General features: G+C 56.3%; 28 protein-coding genes. 4 read left to right on the plus strand and 24 right to left on the minus strand.

The genetic code is table 11. The annotated features are described in order from the left end of the window. Positions 1 to 183: 183 nt before the first annotated feature. The 3 genes from AR306_RS01325 to AR306_RS01335 are packed head-to-tail and all read right to left on the minus strand — an operon-like array spanning position 184 to position 2,617. On the minus strand, positions 184 to 591 hold the full coding sequence (locus AR306_RS01325) for a PA0061/PA0062 family lipoprotein (protein WP_133539711.1): 408 nt from the start codon (positions 589 to 591) through the stop codon (positions 184 to 186). Between the two features lie 16 nt (positions 592 to 607). Then, on the minus strand, positions 608 to 1,834 hold the full coding sequence (locus tag AR306_RS01330) for a nucleoside recognition domain-containing protein (protein ID WP_101495761.1): 1,227 nt from the start codon (positions 1,832 to 1,834) through the stop codon (positions 608 to 610). A gap of 9 nt (positions 1,835 to 1,843) precedes the next feature. Then, positions 1,844 to 2,617: an N-acetylmuramoyl-L-alanine amidase gene (locus tag AR306_RS01335; protein WP_101495762.1), complete on the minus strand. Its 774-nt coding sequence runs from the start codon at positions 2,615 to 2,617 to the stop codon at positions 1,844 to 1,846. Between the two features lie 36 nt (positions 2,618 to 2,653). Between AR306_RS01335 and AR306_RS01340 the strand changes: the two genes are divergently transcribed. Then, positions 2,654 to 3,061, plus strand: a complete 408-nt coding sequence (locus AR306_RS01340; protein ID WP_101495763.1) for a TM2 domain-containing protein — start codon at positions 2,654 to 2,656, stop codon at positions 3,059 to 3,061. A 33-nt stretch (positions 3,062 to 3,094) separates the two neighbouring features. Here the strand turns inward: AR306_RS01340 and glmU are convergent, their stop codons facing one another. The 21 genes from glmU to ampD all read right to left on the minus strand — a co-directional run bounded on the left by glmU (position 3,095) and on the right by ampD (position 22,648). Then, on the minus strand, positions 3,095 to 4,453 hold the full coding sequence (glmU, locus tag AR306_RS01345) for a bifunctional UDP-N-acetylglucosamine diphosphorylase/glucosamine-1-phosphate N-acetyltransferase GlmU (protein WP_101495764.1): 1,359 nt from the start codon (positions 4,451 to 4,453) through the stop codon (positions 3,095 to 3,097). 173 nt (positions 4,454 to 4,626) lie between these two features. Continuing rightward, on the minus strand, positions 4,627 to 5,049 hold the full coding sequence (locus tag AR306_RS01350) for a F0F1 ATP synthase subunit epsilon (protein WP_101495765.1): 423 nt from the start codon (positions 5,047 to 5,049) through the stop codon (positions 4,627 to 4,629). Between the two features lie 74 nt (positions 5,050 to 5,123). After that, entirely contained in the window at positions 5,124 to 6,497 is a 1,374-nt protein-coding gene (atpD, locus tag AR306_RS01355; protein ID WP_101495766.1) for a F0F1 ATP synthase subunit beta, read from the minus strand. A gap of 29 nt (positions 6,498 to 6,526) precedes the next feature. Beyond that, the gene (atpG, locus tag AR306_RS01360) at positions 6,527 to 7,393 is read right to left on the minus strand and encodes a F0F1 ATP synthase subunit gamma (RefSeq protein WP_101495767.1); all 867 of its coding nucleotides are present in this window, start codon (positions 7,391 to 7,393) and stop codon (positions 6,527 to 6,529) included. A 47-nt stretch (positions 7,394 to 7,440) separates the two neighbouring features. Further along, positions 7,441 to 8,982, minus strand: coding sequence for a F0F1 ATP synthase subunit alpha (atpA, locus tag AR306_RS01365; protein ID WP_101495768.1), 1,542 nt, complete (start codon positions 8,980 to 8,982; stop codon positions 7,441 to 7,443). Between the two features lie 16 nt (positions 8,983 to 8,998). Continuing rightward, complete coding sequence (locus AR306_RS01370; protein WP_101495769.1) at positions 8,999 to 9,535, minus strand: F0F1 ATP synthase subunit delta; 537 nt, start codon at positions 9,533 to 9,535, stop codon at positions 8,999 to 9,001. A gap of 12 nt (positions 9,536 to 9,547) precedes the next feature. Continuing rightward, positions 9,548 to 10,018, minus strand: a complete 471-nt coding sequence (locus AR306_RS01375) for a F0F1 ATP synthase subunit B (protein ID WP_101495770.1) — start codon at positions 10,016 to 10,018, stop codon at positions 9,548 to 9,550. An 87-nt stretch (positions 10,019 to 10,105) separates the two neighbouring features. Further along, complete coding sequence (gene atpE / locus AR306_RS01380; RefSeq protein WP_101495771.1) at positions 10,106 to 10,342, minus strand: F0F1 ATP synthase subunit C; 237 nt, start codon at positions 10,340 to 10,342, stop codon at positions 10,106 to 10,108. Positions 10,343 to 10,411: 69 nt separating this feature from the next. Next, positions 10,412 to 11,224, minus strand: a complete 813-nt coding sequence (atpB, locus tag AR306_RS01385; protein WP_101495772.1) for a F0F1 ATP synthase subunit A — start codon at positions 11,222 to 11,224, stop codon at positions 10,412 to 10,414. A 22-nt stretch (positions 11,225 to 11,246) separates the two neighbouring features. Beyond that, positions 11,247 to 11,636 (minus strand): ATP synthase subunit I, encoded by a 390-nt coding sequence (locus tag AR306_RS01390; protein ID WP_101495773.1) that lies wholly within the window; start codon positions 11,634 to 11,636, stop codon positions 11,247 to 11,249. 181 nt (positions 11,637 to 11,817) lie between these two features. Next, positions 11,818 to 12,687 carry a ParB/RepB/Spo0J family partition protein gene (locus tag AR306_RS01395; protein WP_101495774.1) on the minus strand — a complete coding sequence of 290 codons (870 nt, stop codon included), beginning with the start codon at positions 12,685 to 12,687 and terminating at the stop codon, positions 11,818 to 11,820. Between the two features lie 12 nt (positions 12,688 to 12,699). Further along, on the minus strand, positions 12,700 to 13,488 hold the full coding sequence (locus AR306_RS01400; RefSeq protein ID WP_101495775.1) for a ParA family protein: 789 nt from the start codon (positions 13,486 to 13,488) through the stop codon (positions 12,700 to 12,702). Between the two features lies 1 nt (position 13,489). Then, positions 13,490 to 14,143, minus strand: a complete 654-nt coding sequence (gene rsmG / locus AR306_RS01405) for a 16S rRNA (guanine(527)-N(7))-methyltransferase RsmG (protein WP_101495776.1) — start codon at positions 14,141 to 14,143, stop codon at positions 13,490 to 13,492. After that, entirely contained in the window at positions 14,140 to 16,035 is a 1,896-nt protein-coding gene (gene mnmG / locus AR306_RS01410) for a tRNA uridine-5-carboxymethylaminomethyl(34) synthesis enzyme MnmG (protein ID WP_101495777.1), read from the minus strand. The genes rsmG and mnmG overlap by 4 nt, the downstream gene beginning before the upstream one ends. Positions 16,036 to 16,599: 564 nt before the next feature. After that, entirely contained in the window at positions 16,600 to 17,589 is a 990-nt protein-coding gene (locus AR306_RS01415) for a hypothetical protein (RefSeq protein ID WP_101495778.1), read from the minus strand. Positions 17,590 to 17,655: 66 nt separating this feature from the next. Continuing rightward, a complete protein-coding gene (mnmE, locus tag AR306_RS01420; RefSeq protein WP_101495779.1) occupies positions 17,656 to 19,023 on the minus strand; it encodes a tRNA uridine-5-carboxymethylaminomethyl(34) synthesis GTPase MnmE in 1,368 nt (455 codons plus the stop codon). A gap of 83 nt (positions 19,024 to 19,106) precedes the next feature. After that, on the minus strand, positions 19,107 to 20,846 hold the full coding sequence (gene yidC, locus AR306_RS01425; protein ID WP_101495780.1) for a membrane protein insertase YidC: 1,740 nt from the start codon (positions 20,844 to 20,846) through the stop codon (positions 19,107 to 19,109). Between the two features lie 2 nt (positions 20,847 to 20,848). Next, a complete protein-coding gene (gene yidD, locus AR306_RS01430) occupies positions 20,849 to 21,088 on the minus strand; it encodes a membrane protein insertion efficiency factor YidD (protein ID WP_101495781.1) in 240 nt (79 codons plus the stop codon). Then, complete coding sequence (gene rnpA, locus AR306_RS01435; protein ID WP_101495782.1) at positions 21,081 to 21,482, minus strand: ribonuclease P protein component; 402 nt, start codon at positions 21,480 to 21,482, stop codon at positions 21,081 to 21,083. The genes yidD and rnpA overlap by 8 nt, the downstream gene beginning before the upstream one ends. A 10-nt stretch (positions 21,483 to 21,492) precedes the next feature. Then, positions 21,493 to 21,627 carry a 50S ribosomal protein L34 gene (gene rpmH, locus AR306_RS01440; protein WP_101495783.1) on the minus strand — a complete coding sequence of 45 codons (135 nt, stop codon included), beginning with the start codon at positions 21,625 to 21,627 and terminating at the stop codon, positions 21,493 to 21,495. Positions 21,628 to 22,093: 466 nt separating this feature from the next. Next, positions 22,094 to 22,648: a 1,6-anhydro-N-acetylmuramyl-L-alanine amidase AmpD gene (gene ampD, locus AR306_RS01445; RefSeq protein WP_101495784.1), complete on the minus strand. Its 555-nt coding sequence runs from the start codon at positions 22,646 to 22,648 to the stop codon at positions 22,094 to 22,096. Positions 22,649 to 22,749: 101 nt separating this feature from the next. Here ampD and AR306_RS01450 point away from each other — a divergent pair, with 101 nt between their 5' ends. Genes AR306_RS01450 through AR306_RS01460 form a run of 3 tightly spaced genes read left to right on the plus strand, consistent with a single transcriptional unit; the run spans position 22,750 to position 24,513 of the window. Then, positions 22,750 to 23,481 (plus strand): beta-ketoacyl synthase chain length factor, encoded by a 732-nt coding sequence (locus AR306_RS01450; RefSeq protein WP_166627870.1) that lies wholly within the window; start codon positions 22,750 to 22,752, stop codon positions 23,479 to 23,481. After that, positions 23,478 to 24,266, plus strand: a complete 789-nt coding sequence (locus AR306_RS01455) for a lysophospholipid acyltransferase family protein (protein WP_240622448.1) — start codon at positions 23,478 to 23,480, stop codon at positions 24,264 to 24,266. The genes AR306_RS01450 and AR306_RS01455 overlap by 4 nt, the downstream gene beginning before the upstream one ends. After that, complete coding sequence (locus AR306_RS01460; RefSeq protein WP_101495787.1) at positions 24,247 to 24,513, plus strand: phosphopantetheine-binding protein; 267 nt, start codon at positions 24,247 to 24,249, stop codon at positions 24,511 to 24,513. Before AR306_RS01455 ends, AR306_RS01460 begins: the two co-directional genes overlap by 20 nt. The last annotated feature ends 1 nt before the right edge of the window (position 24,514 follow it).

Below are 24,514 nucleotides of genomic sequence, written 5' to 3' on the forward strand. Positions count from 1 at the left end.
CAGAACTGCGTCTCAACTGAGGCTGCGCATTATAGAGAGTTGTTTTCTCTTGTCAACCCCTGATTTTAAATTTTTTGTTTTAAAATCAACTGCTTGGGTTGAGCTACCCATAATGCGCCGCTTGATGAGGTGCGTATTCTACAGATTTAAAACTGCTTGTAAAGCCCCTGCTGAAATTTATTTTCAGTACTGGCTGCCACAGCGTACCGAACGGCTCTCCAGCACCCGTTCGCCGCTCTGGTCCCGCAGCCAGACGCGGACGGTAAAGCCCGTGGCCACGGCATACACCGAGTAGCGCTGACCGGCAGCGAACCCGGCGTAATCGAACTCCACCCGGCAGTGGCGCCACTGCGAACCGCTGGCACTGCCCTTGCGCTCATAACCCAGGCGCAACTCCAGTTGATGCCGGCCCGGGCTCAGCTGGAAGTACCGCGCGTCAGAAGTCTTCACACCGTCCAGTCTTCTCGCGGACAGACTGTAACCGGCACGTCCGGCAACATCGACCCAGGCCATTGCCGGATCGTGTTCGGGTAACACCGCTTCACAACCACTTGTCAGTATCGCCAGCACGATTCCGGTACAGCTCGTCATTTTCATCTTCATCGGTTTATCCAAAAAACCAGTAGCACACCATGATTGCCGCAATCACTCCGGCCAGTTCGGCCAGCAGGGCACAACCGACCGCATGGCGCACACGCTGAATGCCAACGGCACCAAAATAGACCGCCAGCACATAGAAGGTGGTTTCGGTACTGCCCTGAATGGTCGCCGCCGCCAGTGCCGCAAAGCTGTCAACCCCCTGGCTCTGCATGGTTTCTATCAGCATTGCCCGTGCCGCGCTGCCTGAGAACGGCTTGACCAGCGCGGTCGGCAAGGCATCCACAAAACGGCTGTCCCATTGCAGCCACTCTACCAGCCAGCGTACCCCGTCCAGGCCAAACTCCAGCGCACCGGATGCCCGCAAGACACCAATCGCACACAACATGGCAACCAGATAGGGCAGCAGACTGCGAGCCACATCAAAACCTTCTCTGGCTCCTTCGACAAAGGCCTCATACACCGGTATCCGCTTCCAGGTGCCCAGCAGCAGAAAAAACAGGATGATGCCAAACAGTGTCAGGTTGCCCAGCAACGAGGAGACCGCGGCCAGAGTCACAGCGCTCAAACCTGACAGGATCACGATAAAAACCGCCAGCGCTCCCAGTAATGGCAGCAAATAAGCCAGCACCACCGGCTCCCATAGCCGGATACGTTGCATCACGGCAACCGAGAAGAGGCCAACCAGGGTAGAGGCGCTGGTTGCCAGCAGGATCGGCAAGAACACCAGCGTCGGGTCAACCGCCCCCTGCTGCGCCCGGTACATGAATATGGTAACCGGCAACAGGGTGAGTGATGATGCATTGAGTACCAGAAACAGGATTTGCGCATTGGATGCGGTGGTCGAGGATGGATTGAGGCTTTGCAGTTCACGCATGGCTTTCAGGCCGATCGGTGTGGCGGCATTGTCCAGCCCGAGCCCGTTGGCAGCAAAGTTCAGGGTGATCAGGCCCAGTGCCGGATGGCCGCGCGGCACTTCCGGCATCAACCGGGCGAATAGTGGCCCCAGCAGTGTGCCGATGCGCTCGACCAGCCCGGCCTGCTCGGCAATACGCAAAAAACCCAGCCACAGGGTCAGGGTGCCGAACAACAGGATCATCACTTCAACCGAGAGTTTGGCCATGCTGAACAGGCTTTCCACCATGGCCGCCCAGACACCCGGATCACCCTGCACCCACTGTGCTGCGCCGGCGATGGCGGCAACCAGGAAAAAACCGAACCAGAGCAAGTTAAGCATTAAAAACCCTCAGGATGACTGTTGTCTGACCAAAGACCATAGTATCGCTGCCGTTTCCGCATCAGGTTCACCATCGAACAGCTGTGGACGGTATTTCATTTGCACAACGGCAAGTACATTGCGGGTCTGCCCGTCCAGCTCGCCAGTCGGCTCGACGGCGTAACCCAACGCCCGCAACTGTTGCTGAAACCACGATGGATCAGGCAATTCACGCTCGAATAGTGGTTGCTGTTGCACAATATCTCCGTGCAGTGGCCAGCGGATCAGGCCCTCCTGTGCCAGGCGGAACCATGGAAACAGCGGGCCCGGGTCCACCTTGCGCTGCGGAGCAATATCAGCATGCCCGACAATGCTGTCGACTCCCATCCCGTAACGGGCAGTGATATCTTTCAATAACAGCACCAGGGCATCAACCAGCTCCCTGTTCCAGACTTGCCACTGCCTGCCATCTGCGGTTTCAACATAGCCCTGATGCACCATCTCGATGCCAATAGTCGAGGAGTTGAGCCATGTCCGGCCCTGCCACTGGCTGTCACCGGCATGCCAGGCACGATGGCGTTCATCAACCAGACGGTATATCCGCTTGCCGTCCAGCAGGTAATGACTGCTGACATCCGTTGTGGTCAGCAGCTCAAGTGAGCGCTGCGAGCCCGCCGCGGTATAGTGCAAGACAATCCATTGCACACGGTGATCATAACTGCCGGATTGCCGGCTGGTATCCACTGGCAGTTGCGCGCAGGCAGATAAAATCAAACCAAACAGCAAAATTGTTGTTCTAACCATGAATCCCGTTTTCATGAAATTTGTAGAGGTTGCACAATGCATTATTCGGCACCCAGCCACAGCCCGGTCATGGGCTATCTGCTATGGATTTTCGGCTTCATGGGCTCCCACCGTTTCTATTACGGCCGCCCATTGACCGGAACCCTGTGGTTTTTCACCTTGGGGCTGTTTTTCATTGGCTGGCTGGTCGACCTGTTCCTGATTCCATCGATGGACCGTAATGCCAATAGCCAGTTCCAGAGCGGGCGTATCAATTACAACCTGGCCTGGATTCTGCTCACTTTTCTCGGTGTTTTCGGCATTCACCGCATGTACCAGGGCAAATGGATTACCGGCCTGCTCTATCTTCTGACCGGCGGGTTGTTCTTGCTTGGGGTTCTCTATGATTACTGGACGCTGAACCAGCAAATCAACGAGGAAAATCAGTTGCTGCGCTGGCGCTGACGGGCTGCCCCGCAGCCCGTGCGCAACTTCACCCTAGGCTTTCTTCGGTCGCTGCCAGCCTTCGATATTACGTTGTCTGCCACGTCCAATCGCCAGGGCTCCGGCCGGCACATCGCTGGTAATGGCCGATCCGGCACCGGTTACCGCCCCATCCCCCAGCGTCACGGGTGCAACGATCGAGCTGTTGGAACCAATGAATACATCCTCGCCCATGACGGTTTTGTGCTTGTTGGCACCGTCGTAATTGCAAGTAATGGTGCCGGCACCGATGTTGGTCCGTGCCCCGATCTCGCTGTCGCCCAGGTAGCTCAGGTGTCCGGCTTTGGCACCCTCGCCCATACGGGCATTTTTCAGTTCGACAAAATTGCCGACGTGGGCATGCTTGCCAAGCACCGCCCCCGGACGCAAGCGGGCGAACGGGCCGCAATCGGCACCTTCACCAAGCTCGGCACCTTCCAGGTGGCAATGTGACTTGACCACGGCTCCCTTGCGCAGGACAGTATTGCAAATGACGGTATTTGCGCCAATGGTCACGCCGTCTTCAATAATCACCTTGCCTTCCAGTACCACGTTGACGTCAATCAGCACATCACGCCCGGCAACCACCTCGCCGCGGATGTCGACACGGGCCGGATCACGCAGGGTCACGCCCTGACGCATCAGCTGTTCCACTTGCAGCTTCTGGTAGTGACGCTCGAGCTGGGCCAGCTGCAACCGGTCATTGGCTCCTTGCACCTGCATGGCATCCGTAGCGGTTTCGGTATCGACTTGCAAGCCGTCCGCCACTGCCATGGCAATGATGTCGGTCAGGTAGTATTCACCCTGGGCATTGTCGTTGGACAGCCGGGAAAGCCACTGCTCAAGCTTGATGCGCGGCACGGCAAGAATGCCCGTGTTGCCCTCGCGGATGGACAGCTGCTCCTGGCTGGCATCCTTGTGTTCGACAATGGCAGCAACCTCGCCATGCGCATTCCGTACGATACGCCCGTATCCGGCAGGATCATCCAGCAGCACGGTCAGCAGGCCGACACGCTGTTCATCACAGCGCTGCAGCAGGGCCTTGAGAGTATCCACCTGAATCAGGGGAACATCGCCATAAAGTATCAGGACAGTGTCCGCTGCCAGATGCGGCAGGGCCTGTGCCACTGCATGCCCGGTGCCCAGCTGTTCGGCCTGCAGGACAAAATCAAGGTCTGGTGCTGCAAGCGTCTGCTCAACCTGCTCCGCACCATGCCCGACCACAACCCGGATTGATTGCGGCCCAAGTGCTCGCGCTGCATCAACCACGTGACCCAGCATGGACTTGTGGGCTACTGGATGCAGGATCTTGGGCAAGGCTGAGCGCATACGGGTGCCCTGACCCGCCGCCAAAATTACAATATCAAGGGACATGGTGCCTTCCTGGAAATTTTAAGCAGAATATGAAAGCGCCCGGACAGGGCTATATCGCAAGTAACAAAACATGCACGTCAATAATCAGACAGCTGTCATGATTCCGGCATGCGGGTCAGTATAAACAAAAAAGGGCAGCCTGACGGCTACCCTTTCTTGAATTTGCGACACAGTTAGCGCCGGTTTTTGCGCAGTTCATGAATGGTGCGCAACTGGGCAGCCGCTTCGGCCAGACGTGCCGAAGCCGTGCTGTAGTCCATATCGGCGGACTTGGCGTTAATGGCTTTTTCGGCAGCCTTCTTGGCTTCCATGGCCGCAGCCTCGTCCAGGTCGTCTGCACGGATTGCCGTGTCAGCCAGCACCTTGACCATATCGGGTTGCACTTCAATGAAGCCGCCGGAGATATAGAATACCTCCTCGTTGCCACCCTGTTTGATCACACGGACGGGACCGGGCTTGATGGTGGACAGCAAAGGTGCGTGACCGGGCAGTACACCCAGATCACCCATGTGACCATGGGCAATTACCATTTCAACCAAGCCGGAAAACAGCTCTTCCTCTGCACTTACAATATCGCAGTGTACTGTTATGGCCATAATCTTTGCCTCAGTGTTTTGCCGGTGGGCGTTTCTGCCCACCAGCAGGTTGCTTGATCAAAAAGCCCGGCCTGTTACAGCTTGCTGGCCTTTTCGACGGCTTCATCAATGGAACCGACCATGTAGAACGCCTGTTCGGGCAGTTCATCATAGTCACCATTGAGGATACCCTGGAAACCGCGGATCGTATCTTTCAGGGAAACATACTTGCCCGGGGCGCCAGTAAACACTTCGGCAACGAAGAATGGCTGGGACAGGAAACGCTGGATTTTACGCGCGCGAGTCACCAGCAGCTTGTCTTCTTCAGACAGCTCGTCCATACCCAGAATGGCGATGATGTCTTTCAGCTCGGTGTAACGCTGCAGGACATACTGTACGCCACGGGCACATTCATAGTGCTCCTGACCGATGACCATCGGGTCCAGCTGACGGGAAGTGGAGTCCAGCGGGTCGATCGCAGGGTAGATACCCAGGGAAGCGATGTCACGGCTCAGTACCACGGTTGCGTCAAGGTGAGCAAAGGTGGTGGCTGGAGACGGGTCAGTCAGGTCATCCGCAGGTACGTATACGGCCTGGATTGAGGTAATTGAACCGGTCTTGGTGGAGGTGATGCGCTCTTGCAGAACGCCCATTTCCTCGGCCAGGGTCGGCTGATAACCAACCGCGGAAGGCATACGACCCAGCAGGGCGGATACTTCGGTACCGGCCAGGGTGTAACGGTAGATGTTGTCGATGAACAACAGTACGTCACGGCCTTCGTCACGGAACTTCTCGGCCATGGTCAGGCCGGTCAGGGCTACGCGCAGACGGTTGCCGGGTGGCTCGTTCATCTGGCCGTATACCAGGGCAACCTTGTCCAGTACGTTGGAATCCTTCATCTCGTGGTAGAAGTCGTTACCTTCACGGGTACGCTCACCCACACCGGCAAATACGGAATAACCGCTGTGCTCGATGGCGATGTTACGGATCAGCTCCATCATGTTGACGGTTTTACCAACACCGGCACCACCGAACAGGCCGACTTTACCGCCCTTGGCAAACGGACAAACCAGGTCGATGACCTTGATGCCGGTTTCCAGGATTTCGTTGCCACCAGCCTGGTCCGCGTAGCTTGGCGCTTCACGGTGGATGGTCCAGCGCTCTTCTTCACCGATGGGGCCGGCTTCGTCGATCGGGTTACCGAGAACGTCCATGATGCGACCCAGGGTTTTTACACCCACCGGAACGCTGATGCCAGCGCCGGAGTTGGTCACATCCAGGCCACGCTTGAGGCCTTCGGTGGAACCCATGGCGATGGTACGGACAATGCCGTCGCCCAGCTGCTGCTGGACTTCCAGGGTGGTTTCTTTGCCTTGCACGTGCAGGGCATCATAGATGTTCGGAACCTGTTCGCGCGGGAATTCCACGTCGATTACGGCGCCGATAATTTGAACGATACGTCCGCTCATATCTGGTCCTCTGAATATTTGAACCGTTCTTAAACCGCGGCAGCGCCGCCAACGATTTCGGAAATTTCTTGGGTGATAGCCGCCTGGCGTGCCTTGTTGTAAACCAGTTGCAGGTTATCAATAAGGTCACCGGCGTTATCAGTCGCGTTCTTCATGGCAATCATCCGGGCTGCTTGCTCACAGGCAACGTTTTCAACCACGGACTGGTACACCTGGGATTCGATGTAACGGATGATCAGTGAATCGAGCAGTTCCTTGGCGCCGGGTTCATAAATATAGTCCCATGAGCCCAGACGGCTGTTTTCCACTTTTTCATCCACTGCCAGAGGAACCAGCTGCTCAACAGCAGGTTTCTGCGACATGGTGTTGATGAACTTGTTCGACACCAGATACAAACGGTCGATACGACCTTCCAGGAAACCGTCGAGCATGATCTTGACACTACCGATCAGCTGACTGATCTCGGGCTCTTCACCCAGACCGCCAACGGTTGCACTGATTTCCATGCCGTATGGACGGAAAAAGCTGGCACCCTTGTTGCCGATGATGCAAAGCTCGGCTTCGACACCCTGCTTTTGCCATTCCTGCATGTTCTGGATCAGGTTCTTGAACAGGTTAAAGTTCAGGCCACCACAGAGGCCACGGTCAGTGGAAACCAGAATATAGCCCACTTTTTTGACCGGACGCTCGACCATGAATTCATGCTTGTATTCGGCGTTGGCATCAGCCAGATGGCCGACAACCTGACGAATACGTTCTGCATAGGGACGGCCTGCAGCCATGCGCTGTTGTGCCCTGCGCATTTTGCTGACCGCCACCTTTTCCATGGCGCTGGTGATCTTTTGCGTATTTTTAATACTCGCAATCTTGGTGCGAATCTCTTTTGCGCCTGCCATTTGACACCTTTCAGGTTAGCAGGCGGGAGACAAGCTCCCGCTGCGTGTTACCAGCTTTGAGTTGCCTTGAACTGCTCGATGCCTTCCTTGATCTGGGCATCAATTGGTTTCAGGGCAGCTTCCTTGTTCATGGTTGCCATCAGGTCGGCTTTTTCGCGCTTGAACCAGGCCAGCAGGGCCTCTTCAAATGCACCAACCTTATCGACTGCCACATCTTCCAGGTAGCCACGTTCAGCTGCGTACAGGGAAACCGCCATGTCGGCAATGGACATCGGCGCATATTGCTTCTGCTTCATCAGCTCGGTTACGCGCTGACCATGCTCCAGCTGCTTGCGGGTGGCTTCGTCCAGGTCGGAAGCGAACTGGGCAAATGCGGCCAGCTCACGATACTGGGCCAAAGCAGTACGGATACCACCGGACAGACGCTTGATCAGGTCGGTCTGGGCTGCACCACCAACACGGGATACGGAGATACCGGCGTTCACTGCAGGACGGATGCCCGCGTTGAACATGGCGCTTTCCAGGAAGATCTGACCGTCAGTAATGGAAATTACGTTGGTCGGAACAAACGCGGAAACGTCACCTGCCTGGGTTTCAATAATCGGCAGGGCGGTCAGGGAACCAGTCTGGCCCTTGACTTCACCGTTGGTGAACTGCTCAACGTACTCTTCGGATACGCGGGATGCGCGCTCCAGCAGACGGCTGTGCAGATAGAACACGTCACCCGGGTAGGCTTCACGTCCTGGCGGACGACGCAACAGCAGGGAAATCTGGCGATAGGCCACAGCCTGCTTGGACAGGTCGTCATAAACGATCAGGGCGTCTTCACCACGGTCACGGAAGTATTCACCCATGGTGCAACCGGAGTATGGCGCCAGGTATTGCAGGGCAGGAGATTCGGAAGCACTGGCAACCACAACAATGGTGTTGGCCAGGGCGCCGGTTTCTTCCAGCTTGCGCACAACGTTGGCAATGGTGGACTGCTTCTGGCCGATGGCCACATAGACACACCGGATGCCGCTGTCTTTCTGGTTGATGATGGCGTCGACAGCCAGGGCGGTCTTACCAATCTGGCGGTCACCAATGATCAGCTCACGCTGACCACGACCAACCGGGATCATGGCGTCAACAGACTTGTAACCGGTCTGTACCGGCTCGTCTACGGACTTACGCCAGATCACGCCAGGTGCTACTTTTTCCACAGCATCGGTCAGCTTGGTTTCCAGCGGACCTTTGCCGTCAATCGGATTACCCAGAGCATCAACAACACGGCCCAGCAGTTCCGGACCAACCGGTACTTCCAGGATACGGCCGGTACACTTGGCACTCATGCCTTCGGTCAGACCGGTGTAAGCACCCAGGATTACTGCACCCACGGAGTCACGCTCCAGGTTCAGTGCCATACCAAAGATTCCGCCAGGGAATTCAATCATTTCGCCGTACATCACATCGGCCAGGCCGTGGATGCGTACGATACCGTCAGACAGGCTGACGATGGTGCCCTCGTTGCGGGCTTGTGCGGAAACATCAAGCTTGGCAATACGCTGCTTGATGATTTCGCTAATTTCAGAAGGGTTCAGTTGCTGCATGCCATATGTCCCCAAATCAGGATTTCAACGCTTCGGCGAGCTTGTCCAGCTTGCCGCGGACCGAGCCGTCAATGACCAAATCACCAGCACGGATAAACAGGCCGCCAATTAAAGCGGGGTTTACAGTCGCCTTGGGCTGAACGGTACGATCAAGCCGCTTGGATAAGGCGGCAGCCAGTGTTTTCAGTTGTTTAGCGCTTAATTCGAAAGCAGACTGCACTTCCACCTCAACGGCACGGTTTTTTTCTGCAACCAGTGCAGCAAACAGCTCATTGATGGTGGGGAGCAGAGAAAGCCTGCCGTTTTCTCCGAGTACATGGAGAAAATTGGCAAAATCCTTATCCGCTTCTTTTCCGCACAGCTGCAATAGAAACTCGACCTTTGCCTGCTTGTTCAGCGACGGGTTGCCCAGTTGCTGAACCACTTCGGGAGCTTCGACAAGGCTGCTGGCCAGCAACAGCATTGATGCCCAGCCCTCTTCCTGCCCGGCTGCCGAAGCATGCTCGAAAGCAGCCTTGGCGTAAGGTCTTGCAAGCGTATTGATATTCAGCATCGCTTGCCTCGCTTAAAGTTCAGTGGCCAGTTGCTCGACCAGATCATTGTGTGCCTTGGCGTCCACGGCGGAACCGAGGATTTTTTCAGCACCTGCAATAGCCAGTACTGAAACCTGTTTGCGAAGGTCGTCTTTGACGCGGTTCACTTCCAGGTCGATCTCGGCTTTTGCACCAGCCAGCAGACGTTCGCCTTCAGCGCGTGCCTGTTGCTTGGCCTCTTCAACTATTTCGTTAGCAGTCTTGTTGGCTTTTTCAATAATTTCGGCAGCAGACTGTTTGGTTTCCCGCAGCATGTCAGCAGCTTTTTCTTGAGCAAGCTTCAGGTCGCGCTCGGCACGTCCGGCTGCATCCAGGCCTTCAGCAATTTTTTTCTGGCGTGCATCCATGGCTGCCGTGATCGGCGGCCATACAAACTTCATGCAAAACCAGGTAAAAATAGCGAAGGCAATCAATTGACCCAAAAGCGTCAGGTTAATAGCCATCGATGTACCCCATGCTATTTCATTGTTTATCCAAAGATAACGTCCTACGGCAGGTCATCTGCCTGCCGTAATCATGAAATCGCGCAATCAGCCTGCTGTTGGAGCAACAACGAAGATCAGGTACATGGCGATACCAACACCGATCATTGGAACGGCGTCAAGCAGACCGGCCATGATGAAGGTTTTGGTTTGCAGGGATGGCGCCAGTTCTGGCTGACGTGCAGTGGATTCCAGCAGTTTGCCGCCCAGCAGGGCAAAGCCGATACCGGTAGCCAGTGCACCCAGACCGATGATGATGGCAGCTGAAAGGATTACGATTCCCATGGTTTACTCCTAGAGTTTTCAGGTTTAGGTTTTACAGTTTAGAGGTTTAAATCAACGCTCTCTTGCGCGTCAATGGCTTTCGTGGGCTGCACTCAGGTAAACGATCGACAGCACCATGAAAATGAAGGCCTGCAGCGGGATCACCAGAATATGGAAGATCGCCCATGGGCCGTAAAGGGTCCACTGTACCCAGAAAGGCAGCAGTGCAATCAGGATGAACACCACCTCACCGGCGTACATGTTACCAAACAGACGCAGCGCCAGGCTGAACGGCTTGGTCAGCAGGCCGAGAATTTCGAGGAACAGGTTGAAAGGAATCAGCGACCAGTGGTTGAACGGGGTGAAGGCCAGCTCCTTGCTGAAACCGCCAAAGCCCTTGACCTTGATGCTGTAGAAAATGATCAGCAGGAATACGCCGATGGACATGCCGAAAGTTGCGTTGGGGTCGGCAGTCGGAACGTATTTGAATGCGGGTACACCCAGTGCATCAGCGATGCCCGGAATGACGTCAACCGGAATCCATTTCAGGCTGTTCATCAGCAGGATCCAGGTGAAGATGGTCAGCGCCAGCGGAGCAATCAGAGGGTTGCGGCCGTAGAAGGTGTCACGCACCATGTTTTGCACGAACTCGACCACCACCTCGACAAAGCCCTGCAGGCCGGTCGGTACGCCACTGTTGGCCATCTTGGCCACCCGGCGGAACAGGTAGAGGAAGACAAAGCCCATCAGCAGGGACATCGCCATGGTGTCCACGTGAATGGCCCAGAAGCCCATTTGCTGGGTTTCTTCTGCAGTCTGGGCAAAGCGCCAAACGCCGTCGATTTTACCGTAAGTCAGGTTTTGCAGATGGTGCTGAATGTACTCAGCATTGCTGTTTGCCATAGTTGCCTCAGATGCTAACGCTTTAGAAACCTTTCATTAACAGCAGTGACGCCGCTCCAGTCAGTTGAACCAGGACGAAACCGGCAAACAGGCCGGCCACGTTCAACGGCTGCACTACCACGAACGCCAGTGCAAACAGCACTGCCGTCAAAATCATTTTTCCCGCCAGACCCGACCAGAATGACTGGATCACCGCAGTCACCGATCGCGCCCCCTGGTACATGAACGCCTTGCGCACAAACCAGGCATTGGGCAGCCAGGCGATACATCCGCCCAGCACTACCGAGTAGCCGGCAACCGCATCCAGCAACAAGGTTGCCGGCACTGCCAGCAACAGGCTGACTGCCAGTTGCAACAGAAGGACAGGGAACGCTTCCAGTTGCCAGAACGGAATCCTGTTGCGGATTGCCATCATCGGACTCCTTTAACCGGCTTGTAGCGTTTGACCTTCGCCACTACAAAATTGCGCAGAGAGTATAGGGCGCACGGGCTCTGCATTCAACTCAAATGTCACTTTTTGTGACCAAGGGTCGGCCTGGTATCGATTTGCCCTTTTTTTTGCGACTAAAGTCTTGCTCCGAAAAGCATCAGGCTCAGTGCATGCGGGCCAGTACCGACTGCAGCTCGTCCAGCGACGCATACTGGATCACCAGTTGGCCCTTGCCTTTGGCACCATGACGGATACGCACCATGGCACCCAGGCGTTCGGCCAGTTTTTGCTCCAGCCGGCGGATATCCGGATCTTCCGGTTTGACCTGCGGCTCGCTTTTGGGTTGTTGCACGGCACGCACATGGGCCTCGGTCTGGCGCACGGTCATGCCTTCCGCGGCCACATGCCGGGCCGCTTCGGCCTGTTGTTCGGCCGGCAGGCCAAGAATCGCGCGGGCATGTCCCATTTCGATATCGCCATGAGCGACCAGCGTCTTGACCTCTTCCGGCAGAGCCAGCAAGCGCAACAGGTTGGCAACCGTTGCGCGGGATTTGCCGACGGCATCGGCAACTTCCTGCTGGGTCAGTTCGTACTCCTGCTGCAGCCTGTGCAGCGCTACCGCTTCTTCGACCGGGTTGAGGTCTTCACGCTGGATATTCTCAATCAGCGCCATGGCGATGGCCGCTTCGTCGGGCACTTCACGCACAATCGCGTCTATCCTGTCCAGCCCGGCCAGACGGGCTGCACGCCAGCGCCGTTCACCGGCGATGATCTCATACTTGCCGGCAGCAACCGTACGCAGCACGATCGGCTGCATGATGCCCTGCACTTTGATCGATTGTGCCAATTCCTCAAGGCTTGACGGGTCCATGTCCTTGCGCGGCTGGTATTTTCCCGGCTGGATCAGGTCCAGGGCAATGCTGTGCAAGCCCGCATCTGCCGGTTCGCCCGCTGCATCCGGTACCGGTCGTGCCGTACTGCTGCCCAGCAGGGCATCCAGACCACGTCCCAGTCCCCTTTTCTTCACTGCCATTTTTCTTTCCTGTTACTGTTTCTGGCTGCGCTGGCGTTCCCGCTGACGCCGGCCCAATTCGCCAGCCAGCGCCAGATAGGCCAGTGCACCCTTTGACTGCTTGTCATAACCCAGCACCGCCATGCCGTGGCTGGGTGCCTCAGCCAGACGCACATTGCGCGGAATCAGGGTATTGAACAGCAAATCACCAAAATGTTCTTTAAGTTGTTCCGACACATCCATCGCCAGACTCAGACGCGGGTCGTGCATGGTACGCAGGATGCCTTCGATCTCCAGCTGCGGATTCAGGCTCTCGGTAATGCGCTGGATGCTGCCGATCAGGTCGGTCAGTCCTTCCAGGGCATAGTATTCGCACTGCATCGGAATCAGCACGCTATCTGCCGCGACCAGCGCGTTGACGGTAAGCATGTTCAGCGACGGCGGACAGTCGATCAGGATGTAATCATAGTTGCCACGCACCGGGGCCAGTGCATCCTTGAGTCTGGATTCACGCTGTGGCACATCCAGCAACACCACTTCGGCAGCGGTCAGGTCACGGTTGGCCGGCAACAGTTGATAACCGCATTGCTCGGAGTAGTGCATGGCATCGACCAGGCTGGCCTGTCCGGTGAGGACATCCAGCACGGAATATTCCAGATCCAGCTTGTCGATGCCGCTACCGGTGGTGGCGTTGCCCTGCGGGTCCAAGTCCACAACCAGCACATGACGTTTGGCCGCTACCAGCGAGGCGGCCAAGTTGATGCAGGTGGTGGTCTTCCCCACTCCGCCTTTCTGGTTGGCAACCGCAATGACCCTGCCCATGTCAGTGTTCTCCGTCTTCTCGGGCCAGTACCAGCAGATGACGCTGTCCCTGGCAACCGGGCACAAACAGTTTATGGCATTCTCGTACCACAAACTCGCCCCCCAGCTGTTGTAGCTCGTCGTCCGGCTCCACACCTTTCATTGCCAGCCAGCAGGTATCGGCGTTGCCGACATGGGAAGTCCAGCCGGTAAAATCGGCCAGTGAACTGAACGCGCGGGAAATGATGCCGTCGTAGGCGGTATCAACCTGATGATCCTCGATACGCTGGTGGAATACCTGCACATTGGCCAGGCCCAGCTCCAGCTTGACCTGGGTGAGGAAGCGGGTCTTTTTGCCATTGCCGTCCAGCAATGCAAACTGTTTTTCCGGCAGCATGATGGCCAGGATGATCCCGGGCATGCCGCCACCACTGCCCACATCCAGCCAGCGTTGCCCACCCTCGCGGACATGAGGCAAAACGCTCAGGCTGTCGAGCAGATGGCGCGAAACCATCTCATCCGGGTTGCGTACGGCGGTCAGGTTATAGGCCTTGTTCCACTTGATCAGCAACGCCAGGTAGGCGAGCAGCTGCTCAAGCTGGTGTTGCTCCAGCCCGGTCTGCAATTGTTGTGCACCGTCAATCAGTGACTGACGCTGTGCGGGACTGATGCTCATGGATCAGCAGACTCCAGGGCCTGTCCGGCCTGACGTTTTTTCAACTGGATCATCAACAGGGAAATGGCTGCCGGTGTGACTCCGGGTACCCGTGACGCCTGGCCCAGTGTTGCCGGACGTATGTCGGTCAGTTTTTGCTGGATTTCCCGCGACAACCCGGAAATGCTCCAGTAATCGATATCAGCGGGCAAGTCTATATTTTCGCTGGCCCGCAACCGGGCAATTTCTTCCTGTTGGCGGGCAATGTAACCGGCATATTTGGTTCGGATTTCCACCTGTTCAGCGGCCAGCTGATCGGCCAGACCGTTGCCAGTAACCTGTTGCAATCCGGCATAGTCCACTTCGGGACGGGCCAGCAAATTCAACAGATTATACTCATGTGACAGCGGAATGTTAAAGTGCGCGGCCAACGCATCGCCCTGTGGTGTGCCCGGACGTACCCAGGTGGTGCTCAGGCGCTGCTCTTCCTGCTCGATCGCTTCGCGCTTGGCAACAAAGGCGGCCCAGCGCACATCATCGACCAGCCCCAGTTCGCGGCCTTTTTCAGTCAGACGCATGTCGGCATTGTCCTCGCGCAGGATCAGCCGGTATTCCGCGCGTGAAGTGAACATTCGATAGGGCTCTTTGGTACCCAGGGTGATCAGATCATCCACCAGTACGCCAACATAGGCTTCATCGCGTCTTGGCGTCCAGCTGTCCCTGCCCTGTGCCCGCAGGGCGGCATTGCAGCCGGCCAGCAGGCCCTGGATGCCGGCTTCCTCGTAACCTGTGGTGCCATTGATCTGACCGGCAAAAAAAAGCCCGGTGATGTGCTTGCACTCCAGATTGTGCTTCAGGTCTCGCGGGTCCAGGTAATCGTACTCTATGGCATAGCCCGGCCGCATGATGTAGGCATTCTCCAGCCCGGCCATGGAACGCACGAGCTCCAGCTGAACATCGAAAGGCAGCGAGGTCGAGATGCCGTTGGGATAGATTTCGCGGGTTTGCAGTCCTTCCGGCTCAAGAAAAATCTGATGGCTATCCTTGTCGGCAAAGCGGGTGATCTTGTCCTCAATCGACGGGCAATAACGGGGCCCGGCACCTTCAATGACCCCGGTATACATCGGTGAGCGGTCCAGGCCGGCACGGATGATTTCATGGGTACGTTCGTTGGTATGGGCAATCCAGCAACTGACCTGTTCGGGATGCTGCTCGACCTTGCCCAGATAGGACATGACCGGCAGGGGTGTGTCTCCCGGTTGCTCGATCAGTTTTGAAAAATCGATACTGCGGCTGTCAAGGCGCGGTGGTGTGCCGGTTTTCAGCCGTCCAATGCGCAGCGGCAGCTCCCGCAACCGCCGGGCCAGCGCCAGTGCGGGTGGATCACCGGCACGACCACCGGGCTGGTTCTGCATTCCGATATGAATGGTTCCGCCAAGAAAGGTACCTGTAGTCAGCACCACACTGTCGGCATAAAAACGCACACCCATCTGGGTCACCACGCCCCGGATGCTGTCCTGCTCAACCAGCAGATCATCAACTGCCTGCTGGAACAGCCAGAGACTGGGCTGGTTTTCCAGCATGTTTCGGATAAATGCCTTGTACAGGGCGCGATCAGTCTGGGCGCGGGTGCCACGTACTGCCGGACCCTTGCGGCTGTTGAGCACGCGGAACTGGATGCCGGCATGATCGGCAGCCATTGCCATGGCACCACCCAGGGCATCGATTTCCTTGGCCAGATGGCTTTTGCCGATACCGCCGATGGCCGGATTGCAGCTCATCTGCCCCAGCGTGTCGATGTTGTGGGTCAGCAGCAGGGTTTTACTGCCCATGCGGGCAGCTGCCAATGCGGCTTCGGTGCCGGCATGGCCGCCACCAATGACAATGACATCAAAACGGGAAGGGTAATCCACCTTGTACCTCAAAATATCTGTTGACCGGGCAGCTGCTGTCATTTTCTGCCGGTTTCCGGCCGGGGACCAGGGCTTCGTGGGCTGAAAAGCATGTTATGGGCCAAAGGGGCAATTCTAGCACCTTGCGCATCACGGGTAAAAAGCATTGAGGAATAAGCTGTCTGCTCAAAAAGATCAAAATAAACTTTAAATAAAGAAAAGCTTGTTTTTATTATTATTCTTAGACTGGATAACTTCTGTGGATATAATGATTTTTCACTTATTTTTCATTATGTTACATAATTGATAAGTCTGCTGGTAACGGCTTGGTAACCAGTAGCGAATCCTTTGCATGTCCTGTGGACAACCCAAACGGTTATCCACAGGCGGGGTTATGCAGACTTTTCGGTACGAGTTACCAACCAGCTCCATGTCCGGTTATCCACAGGGCTTGTCCTGCCAGAATTTTATGCCAAGCACAGAAATATGGCCGATCTCAGGCAAGGATAAGGAGAGGGAAATGGTTAAACCGGGAAAGGACGGGGCCGACCGGACGATCGACCCCCGAGTGAAACCGGGAAGGATTTATTTGCCCATCAGAAACTGGATGATGGCAATTTCTTCCTCATCAAGGTCGATGATCCGCTCTTCCGGCGGAGTGATGACAAACTGGGCCTGGCCGTAATTGCTCAGTACCACATGCAGGTCGACCAGTGCCTGCTTGCCTTCCACAGTGTAGGCGTAGCGGTCATTGATGCGGACAATCTGGCCCTTGTCGTTGAGATAGATGATTGAATCGGTATTTTCCTGGACTTGCTCAGCAGCTTTGGCTTCCTCCATTGCGACGATGATGTTTTCCTTGATCTCGTCGGGAATGCTGTCGCTTTCAGTGATTCGCTGCCTGACCTGGATGTACATGTCATCCTCAAGCTTTTTTCTTTGCTCAGCTGTCAATGTCAGGGTGACGGCGGTAACAGCACCGGCATGCTTGCCGGAGTCGCCCAGTTCCTGCAGCTGGAAGCTGCTTTCAGGCAGATCCTGGCTGACTTTTTCCGCCACGTCAAAAACGATATCCAGTACCTCGCCTGCAACGCCAAGAGCGCTGTCGACTTCTTGCTGCTGTTCCTCATCCAGCTTGAAGCTGGCTTTCTGCAGCCGGACATACTTGTTTTTATAGCGTTCCACCACTCCGCTTGCGCCCGGCTGAAACATCTGCATGGCACTGATGATATCGGAAGGGTCCAGCATCAGATGCTGTTGTTTCAGGTCCAGGCTCAGGGGCAGTGTGATCTGGAACATGGCTGCCTTGACTTCCGGGATGATCTCGAACTTTTTGCGTTCGATATCCGCTGCTCCCTTGAGCGTCAGCTTGACATCCGCCAGCATGGGTTCCAGCTGATGGCCATCCAGTTTGATGTCGGCATTGAAGTTGTACTGGGCGGTCGGGGCACTCAGCTGTTGATAACCTTCAAGGTAGAGGGTTTTGGCCGACTTTTTTTCGGCTTCCTGTCCACAGGCGGCAAGCAGCAGGGACAGGGCTACGGGGACAACGAGTTTCAAACGGCGTGACAACATGGATCGCTCCTGCGATTTTGACGGAAAGGCCATGATTCTAGCATTGGCATCCGGCAAAAGCGGGCGTCATTTACCGATGCAGAAACTCGAGAAAATCCGGCCAAGCAGATCGTCGGCACTGAACTCGCCAGTAATTTCGCCCAGCTGCTGCTGGGCCATGCGCAAATCTTCGGCTACCAGCTCGCCAGCGCGGCTGTGGACAAGTTGTTCATAAGCATTGTGCAAACTGTGGCTGGCTTGCTCAAGTGCCTGTAAATGGCGGCGTCTGGCGCTAAAGGTGCTTTCGCTGGTCTGTTGATAACCCATGCATGACTTGAGGTGCTCGCGTAGCAAATCAATGCCCTGGCCCTGCTTGGCCGACAGGCTGATGCAACTGTGGCCGTCGGCAAAGGATTCGATAGCGCAGGGTTCGCCAGACAGGTCCGCCTTGTTGCGGATCAGGGTGACCTTGCCGACTGGTGGCACCTGGTCGAGAAATTCCGGCCAGAGTGCAAAGGGATCAGCGGCTTCGCCGCTGTTGCTGTCCACTACCAGCAGGATGCGGTCAGCCTGGTCGATGGCCCTGAGAGCCCGCTGTACGCCAATCTGCTCCACCGCATCAGTGGTCTGACGCAGGCCGGCAGTGTCGGTCATGTGCAGGGGCATGCCGTCAATGTGGATATGTTCTTTCAGCGTATCGCGGGTGGTACCGGCAATGTCGGTGACAATGGCAGCTTCATGGCCGGCCAGTGCATTGAGCAGACTGGACTTGCCGGCATTGGGCCGGCCGGCAATCACCACATTCATGCCGTCACGCAACAATGCACCCTGCCCGGCCCGGTTTTGCACATCGGCCAAACGGTTGCGCACCGCTTCCAGCTTGGCCAGGATCTGGCCGTCAGCGAGAAAGTCGATCTCTTCCTCGGGAAAGTCAATCGCCGCTTCCACATGGATGCGCAGCTCGATCAGCTGTTCGGTCAGTTCATGCACATGACGGGAAAATTCGCCCTGCAATGAACGCACGGCATTACGGGCCGCCTGGACGGAACTGGCCTCGATCAGGTCGGCAATGGCTTCGGCCTGGGCCAGATCCAGCTTGTCATTGAGAAAGGCCCGCTCGCTGAATTCGCCGGGTCGGGCTAGCCGTGCGCCCAGTTCCACGCAACGCTTGAGGATCAGGTCAAGAATCACCGGACCGCCATGCCCCTGCAGCTCCAGCACGTCCTCACCGGTAAAGGAGTTCGGTCCCTTGAAAAACAGTGCAATACCTTCGTCCAGCGGCAGGCCGGAGTTATCCACAAAACTGCCATAACGGGCATGTCGTGGTTGCAGACGGACCTGGCAAACCGCTGTGGCAATGTCTGTTACCAGTGAGCCGGACACGCGCACAATACCAACGCCACCGCGCCCCTGCGCTGTGGCAATCGCGGCAATGGTATCTTGTGGATAAGTCATGGGATAAGAACCTGCTGAAACGAACAGACCCCGCATGATAGCGGGGTCTGCCGGTTATTCAAATATCTGTGGAAAAGCGTTGGTCAGTTTTTGCTGGCGGCCGCTTTTTCTATCTTGCGGGTGATGTACCACTGCTGGGCAATCGACAGGATGTTGTTGACCACCCAGTACAGCACCAGCCCCGCCGGGAACCACAGGAAGAAGAAGGTGAAGATGATTGGCAGCATCTTCATTACCTTGGCCTGCATGGGATCAGGGGGTGCCGGGTTGAGCATTTGCTGTACGAACATGCTGGCACCCATGATGATCGGCAGTATGAACAGCGGGTCCTTGATCGACAGGTCGGTGATCCAGAACATCCAGGGAGCCTGGCGCATTTCCACACTTTCCAGCAGTACCCAGTACAGGGCGAGGAACACCGGCATCTGCACCAGGATCGGCAGACAGCCGCCCAATGGGTTGATCTTCTCTTTCTTGTACAGCTCCATCATGCCCTGGGACAGTTTTTGGCGATCATCACCAGCCTGTTCTTTCAGCGCCTGGATTTTCGGTGCCACCGCACGCATGCGGGCCATGGATTTGTAACTGGCGGCTGACAGCGGAAAGAATATCAGCTTGATCATCAGGGTCAGCACGATGATCGACCAGCCCCAGTTGCCGAGTACGCCATGAATCACGTTCAGCAACCAGAAAATCGGTTGCGCCAGGAACCAGAGGAAGCCGTAGTCAACAGTCAGCTCCAGACCGGGGGACAGCTTTTTCAGGCTGGCCTGATCTTTCGGGCCGGCATACAGGGTGGCATCCAGACGGGCGTGCTCTCCAGGAGCAACCTGCACTGCAGGGCTGGTATAACCGATGATGTAATTGCCGGCAGCGTCCTTGCGGGTGGTGACATTGTTGGTGGTGGCAGGATCAGGTATCCAGGCGGTGACAAAATAATGCTGCAACCAGGCAACCCAGCCGCCCTGGATGCTTTGCTTGAACTGCTTGTCATCCATGGTGCCCATTTTCAGTTTTTTGTAAGGCTCGTCCGGTGTCCACAGGGCGGCACCGAGGAAGGTGGCTGTACCGGCCGGGCTGTTTGAAGAAGGATCACCCTGCCCGTCACGTTTCAGCTGGGCAAACAGGTTGCCGCGCCAGGCCTGCTCACCCTGGTTGTCAACCAGATAAGACAGGTCGATCTGGTAAGCCTGATCATTGACACAGGCTTTCTTGCGTCGCTCGATATCACGGGCGCTACATTTTTCATTCAGGCCACGGTGAAAGGTGAAGCGTTTGGTGTAGTTGACACCATTTTCGCTGAATTGCAGGTCAACATTCAGGCTGTCCTGACCCGGCTCCAGCTGGTAATTTTGCTGTGCTGTACTAAACAGCGGGCGGCCGGCACTGCGGGCATCGGGACCATCGCTGCCGATCAGTCCGCTTTGTGCCACATACAGCCGCTCGTGACTGTTTTCAAACAGCTGGAACGGGATATCAGGCTGCTTTGAACGCTTGGGATATTGCGTCAGCTTCAATTCGACAATATCGCCACCGACAGGATCAATCGCCAGTTGCAGCACATCGGTCTGGATGCGTATCAGGCTGCCGGTGGCACTGGCTGCAGGAGCAATGCCGGCTGTTGTGTCAACAGTGTGCTCGTCAGTAGCCACAGGCAGGTCATCGGCACGGGCCGCATCAACAACAGGCAGGTCGGCAGCAACCGCGCTCTGTGTGCTGGTAATGGTTTCGGCTTGATCGCCATAGTCATTGTTCCACTGCATCACCAATGCATAGGAAACAACGGCAAGACCGAGGATTAAAACCGTACGCTTGATATCCATAATTACTTGGCCAGGAAAGATTGATCGGAAGCAGGCGGAACAGGGTCAAAACCGCCAGGATGCCAGGGGTGACAACGTGCCAGACGGCTAGCTGCCAGCCAGCTGCCACGCAGGCTGCCATGTTGCTCGATGGCTTCGATGGCATAAGCGGAACAACTGGGATAGAAGCGGCAATGACTGGCCATCATCGGACTGATGGCATAGCGATAAAACCGGATGGGTAGAATCACCAGCTTACGCATTGCTCTGACCTGCCTGTACAACAGAGGGGGGTGTCGATGCCGACCGGGACTGGCGCAGCAGGCGATTGACCTGCCGGGCCAGCTCCTGTCGCAGCTCGGAAGCTGACAGGTCGGCGATTCCCCTGCGGGTAATGATCACCATGTCGACAGAGGGCAATTCATTCTGGTGCAGGCGGAAATAATCGCGAAACACTCGCTTGATCCGGTTGCGCGTCACCGCAAGCTTGCTATTTTTCTTGCCAACGACCAGCCCCAGACGGGCATGCTCAAGTTGGTTGTGACGTGCAAGAACCAGTAAACAGCGTCCTGACAAGCGATAATCAGGTGAATCAAAGACCGCCTTGAACTGTTTAGCGTCAAGCAGCCGTTTTTCCCGGCCAAATCCTTGATTCATTCGCTGTCAATTAGGCGCTCAGACGCTTGCGGCCCTTGGCACGACGACGGGCCAGAACGGCACGGCCGCCCTTGGTAGCCATACGGGCACGGAAACCGTGGTCACGCTTGCGCTTGATAACGCTGGGTTGGAAAGTACGTTTCATGGTGTTGATACCTGATACTTCAGTGGACAAATGGGTCCCAAAGCGGTCCCCGTTAAAAACAAGACTGGCGATTCTAGTGGCTTTCGGCAGTCAGGTCAATTGTCATCAGGCTTTCCGGCACACCACTACCACTTTTATTTTGTCGGCCCGGGTCTGCGCCGGGCAAGCATGGTTTGTATCCGGTTTCATCCGGGTCATGAAAAATAGAACAAAAATATTTTAAAAGATAAAAAGACAGTTTTTATTATTATTCATAAGCAGCAGGGTTTCTGTTGAAAAGCCGTAAAATTACTTATATTTCAAATTATTATGATTGGTTTAAGCCTGTAGTCAGCAGCGGTATGGATTGTCTGCAAGGTCTGTGCAACCTGTGTGTAACTGCCGGTTTTATCCACAGCCCGGACCATGCACCGTTTATCAGCCGGGTTGTCAGCAGGCTTCAATAGCGGTTATCCACAGAGTTGGCTCAGGAATTTTTCAGGCGTTGCCAGTCGAAAAACGGGCCCGGATCGGTTTTTCGGCCTGGTGCGATATCGCTGTGTCCGCAAATGCGTTCCTGCGTGATGCCGGGATAGCAGCGCATCAGCTCGGCGGTGAGCTGTTGCAGAGCGCTATACTGGTTGTCGGTGAAAGGCTGGTCGTCGGTGCCTTCCAGTTCGATGCCGACGGAAAAGTCGTTGCAGTTTTCCCGGCCCTGAAAAGATGAGACTCCGGCATGCCAGGCCCGCTCATTGCAGCTGACGTACTGTTTGACATGCCCGTTGCGTTCGATCAGGAAATGGGCGGAAACGCGCAGGTGGCTGATTTCAGTAAAAAACGGATGGGCATCAACGGGCAGGCAGTTGGTGAACAGGGCGTCAACCATGCCGGTGCCGAACTCCCCCGGTGGCAAGCTGATGTTGTGGATCACCAGCAGGGAAATTTCATCCGTAGGGCGCTGATTGAAGTTTACCGAAGCGATCTGCTCCGCACCCTGCAGCCAGCCGCTTTGCGGGTTGAGCTGGAAGTTGCATCTATTCATGGGACAGGCTCATCCAATTCAGGGAAATACTGCTAAAATGCACTGTTAGCCATTTGAAGGCAATATGCGGGTGTGAAGCAGGCGGTTTGGCAAGGACATGAATGATGCAATTTGATATCAGGGACTGGAGAGCCTGGGCGCCCGGTCTGGCTACACCACGGCAATGGCGGGACTGGCATGCCCATCCTGCATTACCGGATATGGCCGCAGGTCAGCCGGATGTCTCGTTTTTACCCGCGATGCAGCGTCGCCGGCTGAGCCCGCTGGCGCGAATGGCCTTTCATGTAGCCTGGCCGCTGGCGGAAATGCAGGGCGCGCAGCCGGTGGTATTCTGCTCCAGGCATGGCGAGACACCGCGCAACCTGGCCTTGCTGACCCAGCTCGGGCTGGGTGAGGCGTTATCGCCAACTCATTTCAGCCTGTCGGTACACAATGCCATTATTGGCCTGTGGTCCATGTTTCGTGGCGACACCAGCGAGATGACCGCCCTTGCCGCCACCAGTGAAGGGCTGGAGCTGGCTGTCATGGAGGCGGTTTTGCTGTTGCAGGCAGGTGCGCCGTCGGTTCTGGTGATTGTTGCCGAAGAGAACCAGCCAGAGGTTTACCTGCCCTGGATTGATGACGTGCCTTTTGCCCACGCCATCGCCCTGCAGCTGGTTGCAGGTACGCGCTGGACGCTGGAGCCTTGTGCAAGCGAGGCGAAGAAGGAGGCACGGGAAGCAAGTGAAAGCGGTTGCCCGGTGCCACCGGCATTGCGCCTGCTGCCCCTGTTGCTGGGCGATGAAGTCTCGCATTGCAGCGGCAACTGGCAATGGCGGTGTACTGGACAATGAGGGATCACTGGAATCCGCCCAGGCTGTGGCGGCTGGTCTTTACCGGCTTGAGCTTTGCCCTGTTCGGGCTGGGTGGCTTGCTGTTGCGCATTATCTGTTTCCCGCTGATTGCCCTGCTTGAGCGCGATCCGCAGCAACGACGCCGTCGTGCCAGGCTGCTGATCAGCCGCGCCTTTTGTTTTTTTGTCGAGTTCATGCGCCGTACCGGCGTCATCACCTGGTCCATCGATCATCCCGGGCGTCTTGGGCGTGCCGGGCAGATGGTGTTGGCCAATCACCCGTCACTGATTGATGTGGTGCTGCTGATTGCCTGCATGCGTGATGCCAACTGTGTGGTCAAGGAAAGCCTTTGGCATAATCCCTTTACCCGGGGGCCGGTACGGGCGGCCGGCTACATCAGCAACAATGCCAGTGTGGAAATGATTGAGGAAACCGCAGCTGCGTTGCGCGAAGGCCAGACGCTGGTGATCTTCCCGGAAGGAACCCGTACCAGCCCGGGGCAGATGCCGGTTTTTCACCGTGGCGCGGCTGCCATTGCCATTCGTGGTGCCCTGTGCGTGACTCCGGTCGTCATCAGGGTTTCCCCGACCACCTTGACCAAGGCCGAGCCCTGGTACAGCATTCCCGCCCGCAGGGTGCATTTCAGCCTCAGCGTGGGGGAAGATATTGATCCGCGGGAATATGCACAGGCTGCCCCGCCACCCGTTGCATCACGCAGGCTTGATGCCCGTTTACATGAATATTTTGTACAGGAACTGACAAAAAATGAGCGATCTGCACCTTGAGGTAAAAAACCTGATCATTGATGCCCTTGGTCTTGAGGACATGACAGCCGACGACATTGACAGTACGGCGCCGCTGTTTGGTGACGGACTGGGGCTGGATTCGGTGGATGCGCTGGAGCTGGGCCTGGCCATCCAGAAGCATTTTTCCATCAAGATCGATGCCGACTCCAAAGACGTTCGCCAGCACTTCGCCAGCATCGACAGCCTGGCTGATTTCATTCGCAGCAAGCAGCAGGGTGGGCAGTGAC

This window comes from Thiopseudomonas denitrificans, from assembly GCF_002866065.1.
Classification (GTDB): domain Bacteria; phylum Pseudomonadota; class Gammaproteobacteria; order Pseudomonadales; family Pseudomonadaceae; genus Thiopseudomonas; species Thiopseudomonas denitrificans.

Excerpts from the sequence above, each read along its gene's own strand:
- AR306_RS01325 (WP_133539711.1), bottom strand. The coding sequence starts at position 591 with ATGACGAGCTGTACCGGAATCGTGCTGGCGATACTGACAAGTGGTTGT.
- AR306_RS01330 (WP_101495761.1), bottom strand. The coding sequence starts at position 1,834 with ATGCTTAACTTGCTCTGGTTCGGTTTTTTCCTGGTTGCCGCCATCGCC.
- AR306_RS01335 (WP_101495762.1), bottom strand. The coding sequence starts at position 2,617 with ATGGTTAGAACAACAATTTTGCTGTTTGGTTTGATTTTATCTGCCTGC.
- AR306_RS01340 (WP_101495763.1), top strand. The coding sequence starts at position 2,654 with ATGCATTATTCGGCACCCAGCCACAGCCCGGTCATGGGCTATCTGCTA.
- glmU (WP_101495764.1), bottom strand. The coding sequence starts at position 4,453 with ATGTCCCTTGATATTGTAATTTTGGCGGCGGGTCAGGGCACCCGTATG.
- AR306_RS01350 (WP_101495765.1), bottom strand. The coding sequence starts at position 5,049 with ATGGCCATAACAGTACACTGCGATATTGTAAGTGCAGAGGAAGAGCTG.
- atpD (WP_101495766.1), bottom strand. The coding sequence starts at position 6,497 with ATGAGCGGACGTATCGTTCAAATTATCGGCGCCGTAATCGACGTGGAA.
- atpG (WP_101495767.1), bottom strand. The coding sequence starts at position 7,393 with ATGGCAGGCGCAAAAGAGATTCGCACCAAGATTGCGAGTATTAAAAAT.
- atpA (WP_101495768.1), bottom strand. The coding sequence starts at position 8,982 with ATGCAGCAACTGAACCCTTCTGAAATTAGCGAAATCATCAAGCAGCGT.
- AR306_RS01370 (WP_101495769.1), bottom strand. The coding sequence starts at position 9,535 with ATGCTGAATATCAATACGCTTGCAAGACCTTACGCCAAGGCTGCTTTC.
- AR306_RS01375 (WP_101495770.1), bottom strand. The coding sequence starts at position 10,018 with ATGGCTATTAACCTGACGCTTTTGGGTCAATTGATTGCCTTCGCTATT.
- atpE (WP_101495771.1), bottom strand. The coding sequence starts at position 10,342 with ATGGGAATCGTAATCCTTTCAGCTGCCATCATCATCGGTCTGGGTGCA.
- atpB (WP_101495772.1), bottom strand. The coding sequence starts at position 11,224 with ATGGCAAACAGCAATGCTGAGTACATTCAGCACCATCTGCAAAACCTG.
- AR306_RS01390 (WP_101495773.1), bottom strand. The coding sequence starts at position 11,636 with ATGGCAATCCGCAACAGGATTCCGTTCTGGCAACTGGAAGCGTTCCCT.
- AR306_RS01395 (WP_101495774.1), bottom strand. The coding sequence starts at position 12,687 with ATGGCAGTGAAGAAAAGGGGACTGGGACGTGGTCTGGATGCCCTGCTG.
- AR306_RS01400 (WP_101495775.1), bottom strand. The coding sequence starts at position 13,488 with ATGGGCAGGGTCATTGCGGTTGCCAACCAGAAAGGCGGAGTGGGGAAG.
- rsmG (WP_101495776.1), bottom strand. The coding sequence starts at position 14,143 with ATGAGCATCAGTCCCGCACAGCGTCAGTCACTGATTGACGGTGCACAA.
- AR306_RS01415 (WP_101495778.1), bottom strand. The coding sequence starts at position 17,589 with ATGTTGTCACGCCGTTTGAAACTCGTTGTCCCCGTAGCCCTGTCCCTG.
- mnmE (WP_101495779.1), bottom strand. The coding sequence starts at position 19,023 with ATGACTTATCCACAAGATACCATTGCCGCGATTGCCACAGCGCAGGGG.
- yidC (WP_101495780.1), bottom strand. The coding sequence starts at position 20,846 with ATGGATATCAAGCGTACGGTTTTAATCCTCGGTCTTGCCGTTGTTTCC.
- yidD (WP_101495781.1), bottom strand. The coding sequence starts at position 21,088 with ATGCGTAAGCTGGTGATTCTACCCATCCGGTTTTATCGCTATGCCATC.
- rnpA (WP_101495782.1), bottom strand. The coding sequence starts at position 21,482 with ATGAATCAAGGATTTGGCCGGGAAAAACGGCTGCTTGACGCTAAACAG.
- rpmH (WP_101495783.1), bottom strand. The coding sequence starts at position 21,627 with ATGAAACGTACTTTCCAACCCAGCGTTATCAAGCGCAAGCGTGACCAC.
- ampD (WP_101495784.1), bottom strand. The coding sequence starts at position 22,648 with ATGAATAGATGCAACTTCCAGCTCAACCCGCAAAGCGGCTGGCTGCAG.
- AR306_RS01450 (WP_166627870.1), top strand. The coding sequence starts at position 22,750 with ATGATGCAATTTGATATCAGGGACTGGAGAGCCTGGGCGCCCGGTCTG.
- AR306_RS01455 (WP_240622448.1), top strand. The coding sequence starts at position 23,478 with ATGAGGGATCACTGGAATCCGCCCAGGCTGTGGCGGCTGGTCTTTACC.
- AR306_RS01460 (WP_101495787.1), top strand. The coding sequence starts at position 24,247 with ATGAGCGATCTGCACCTTGAGGTAAAAAACCTGATCATTGATGCCCTT.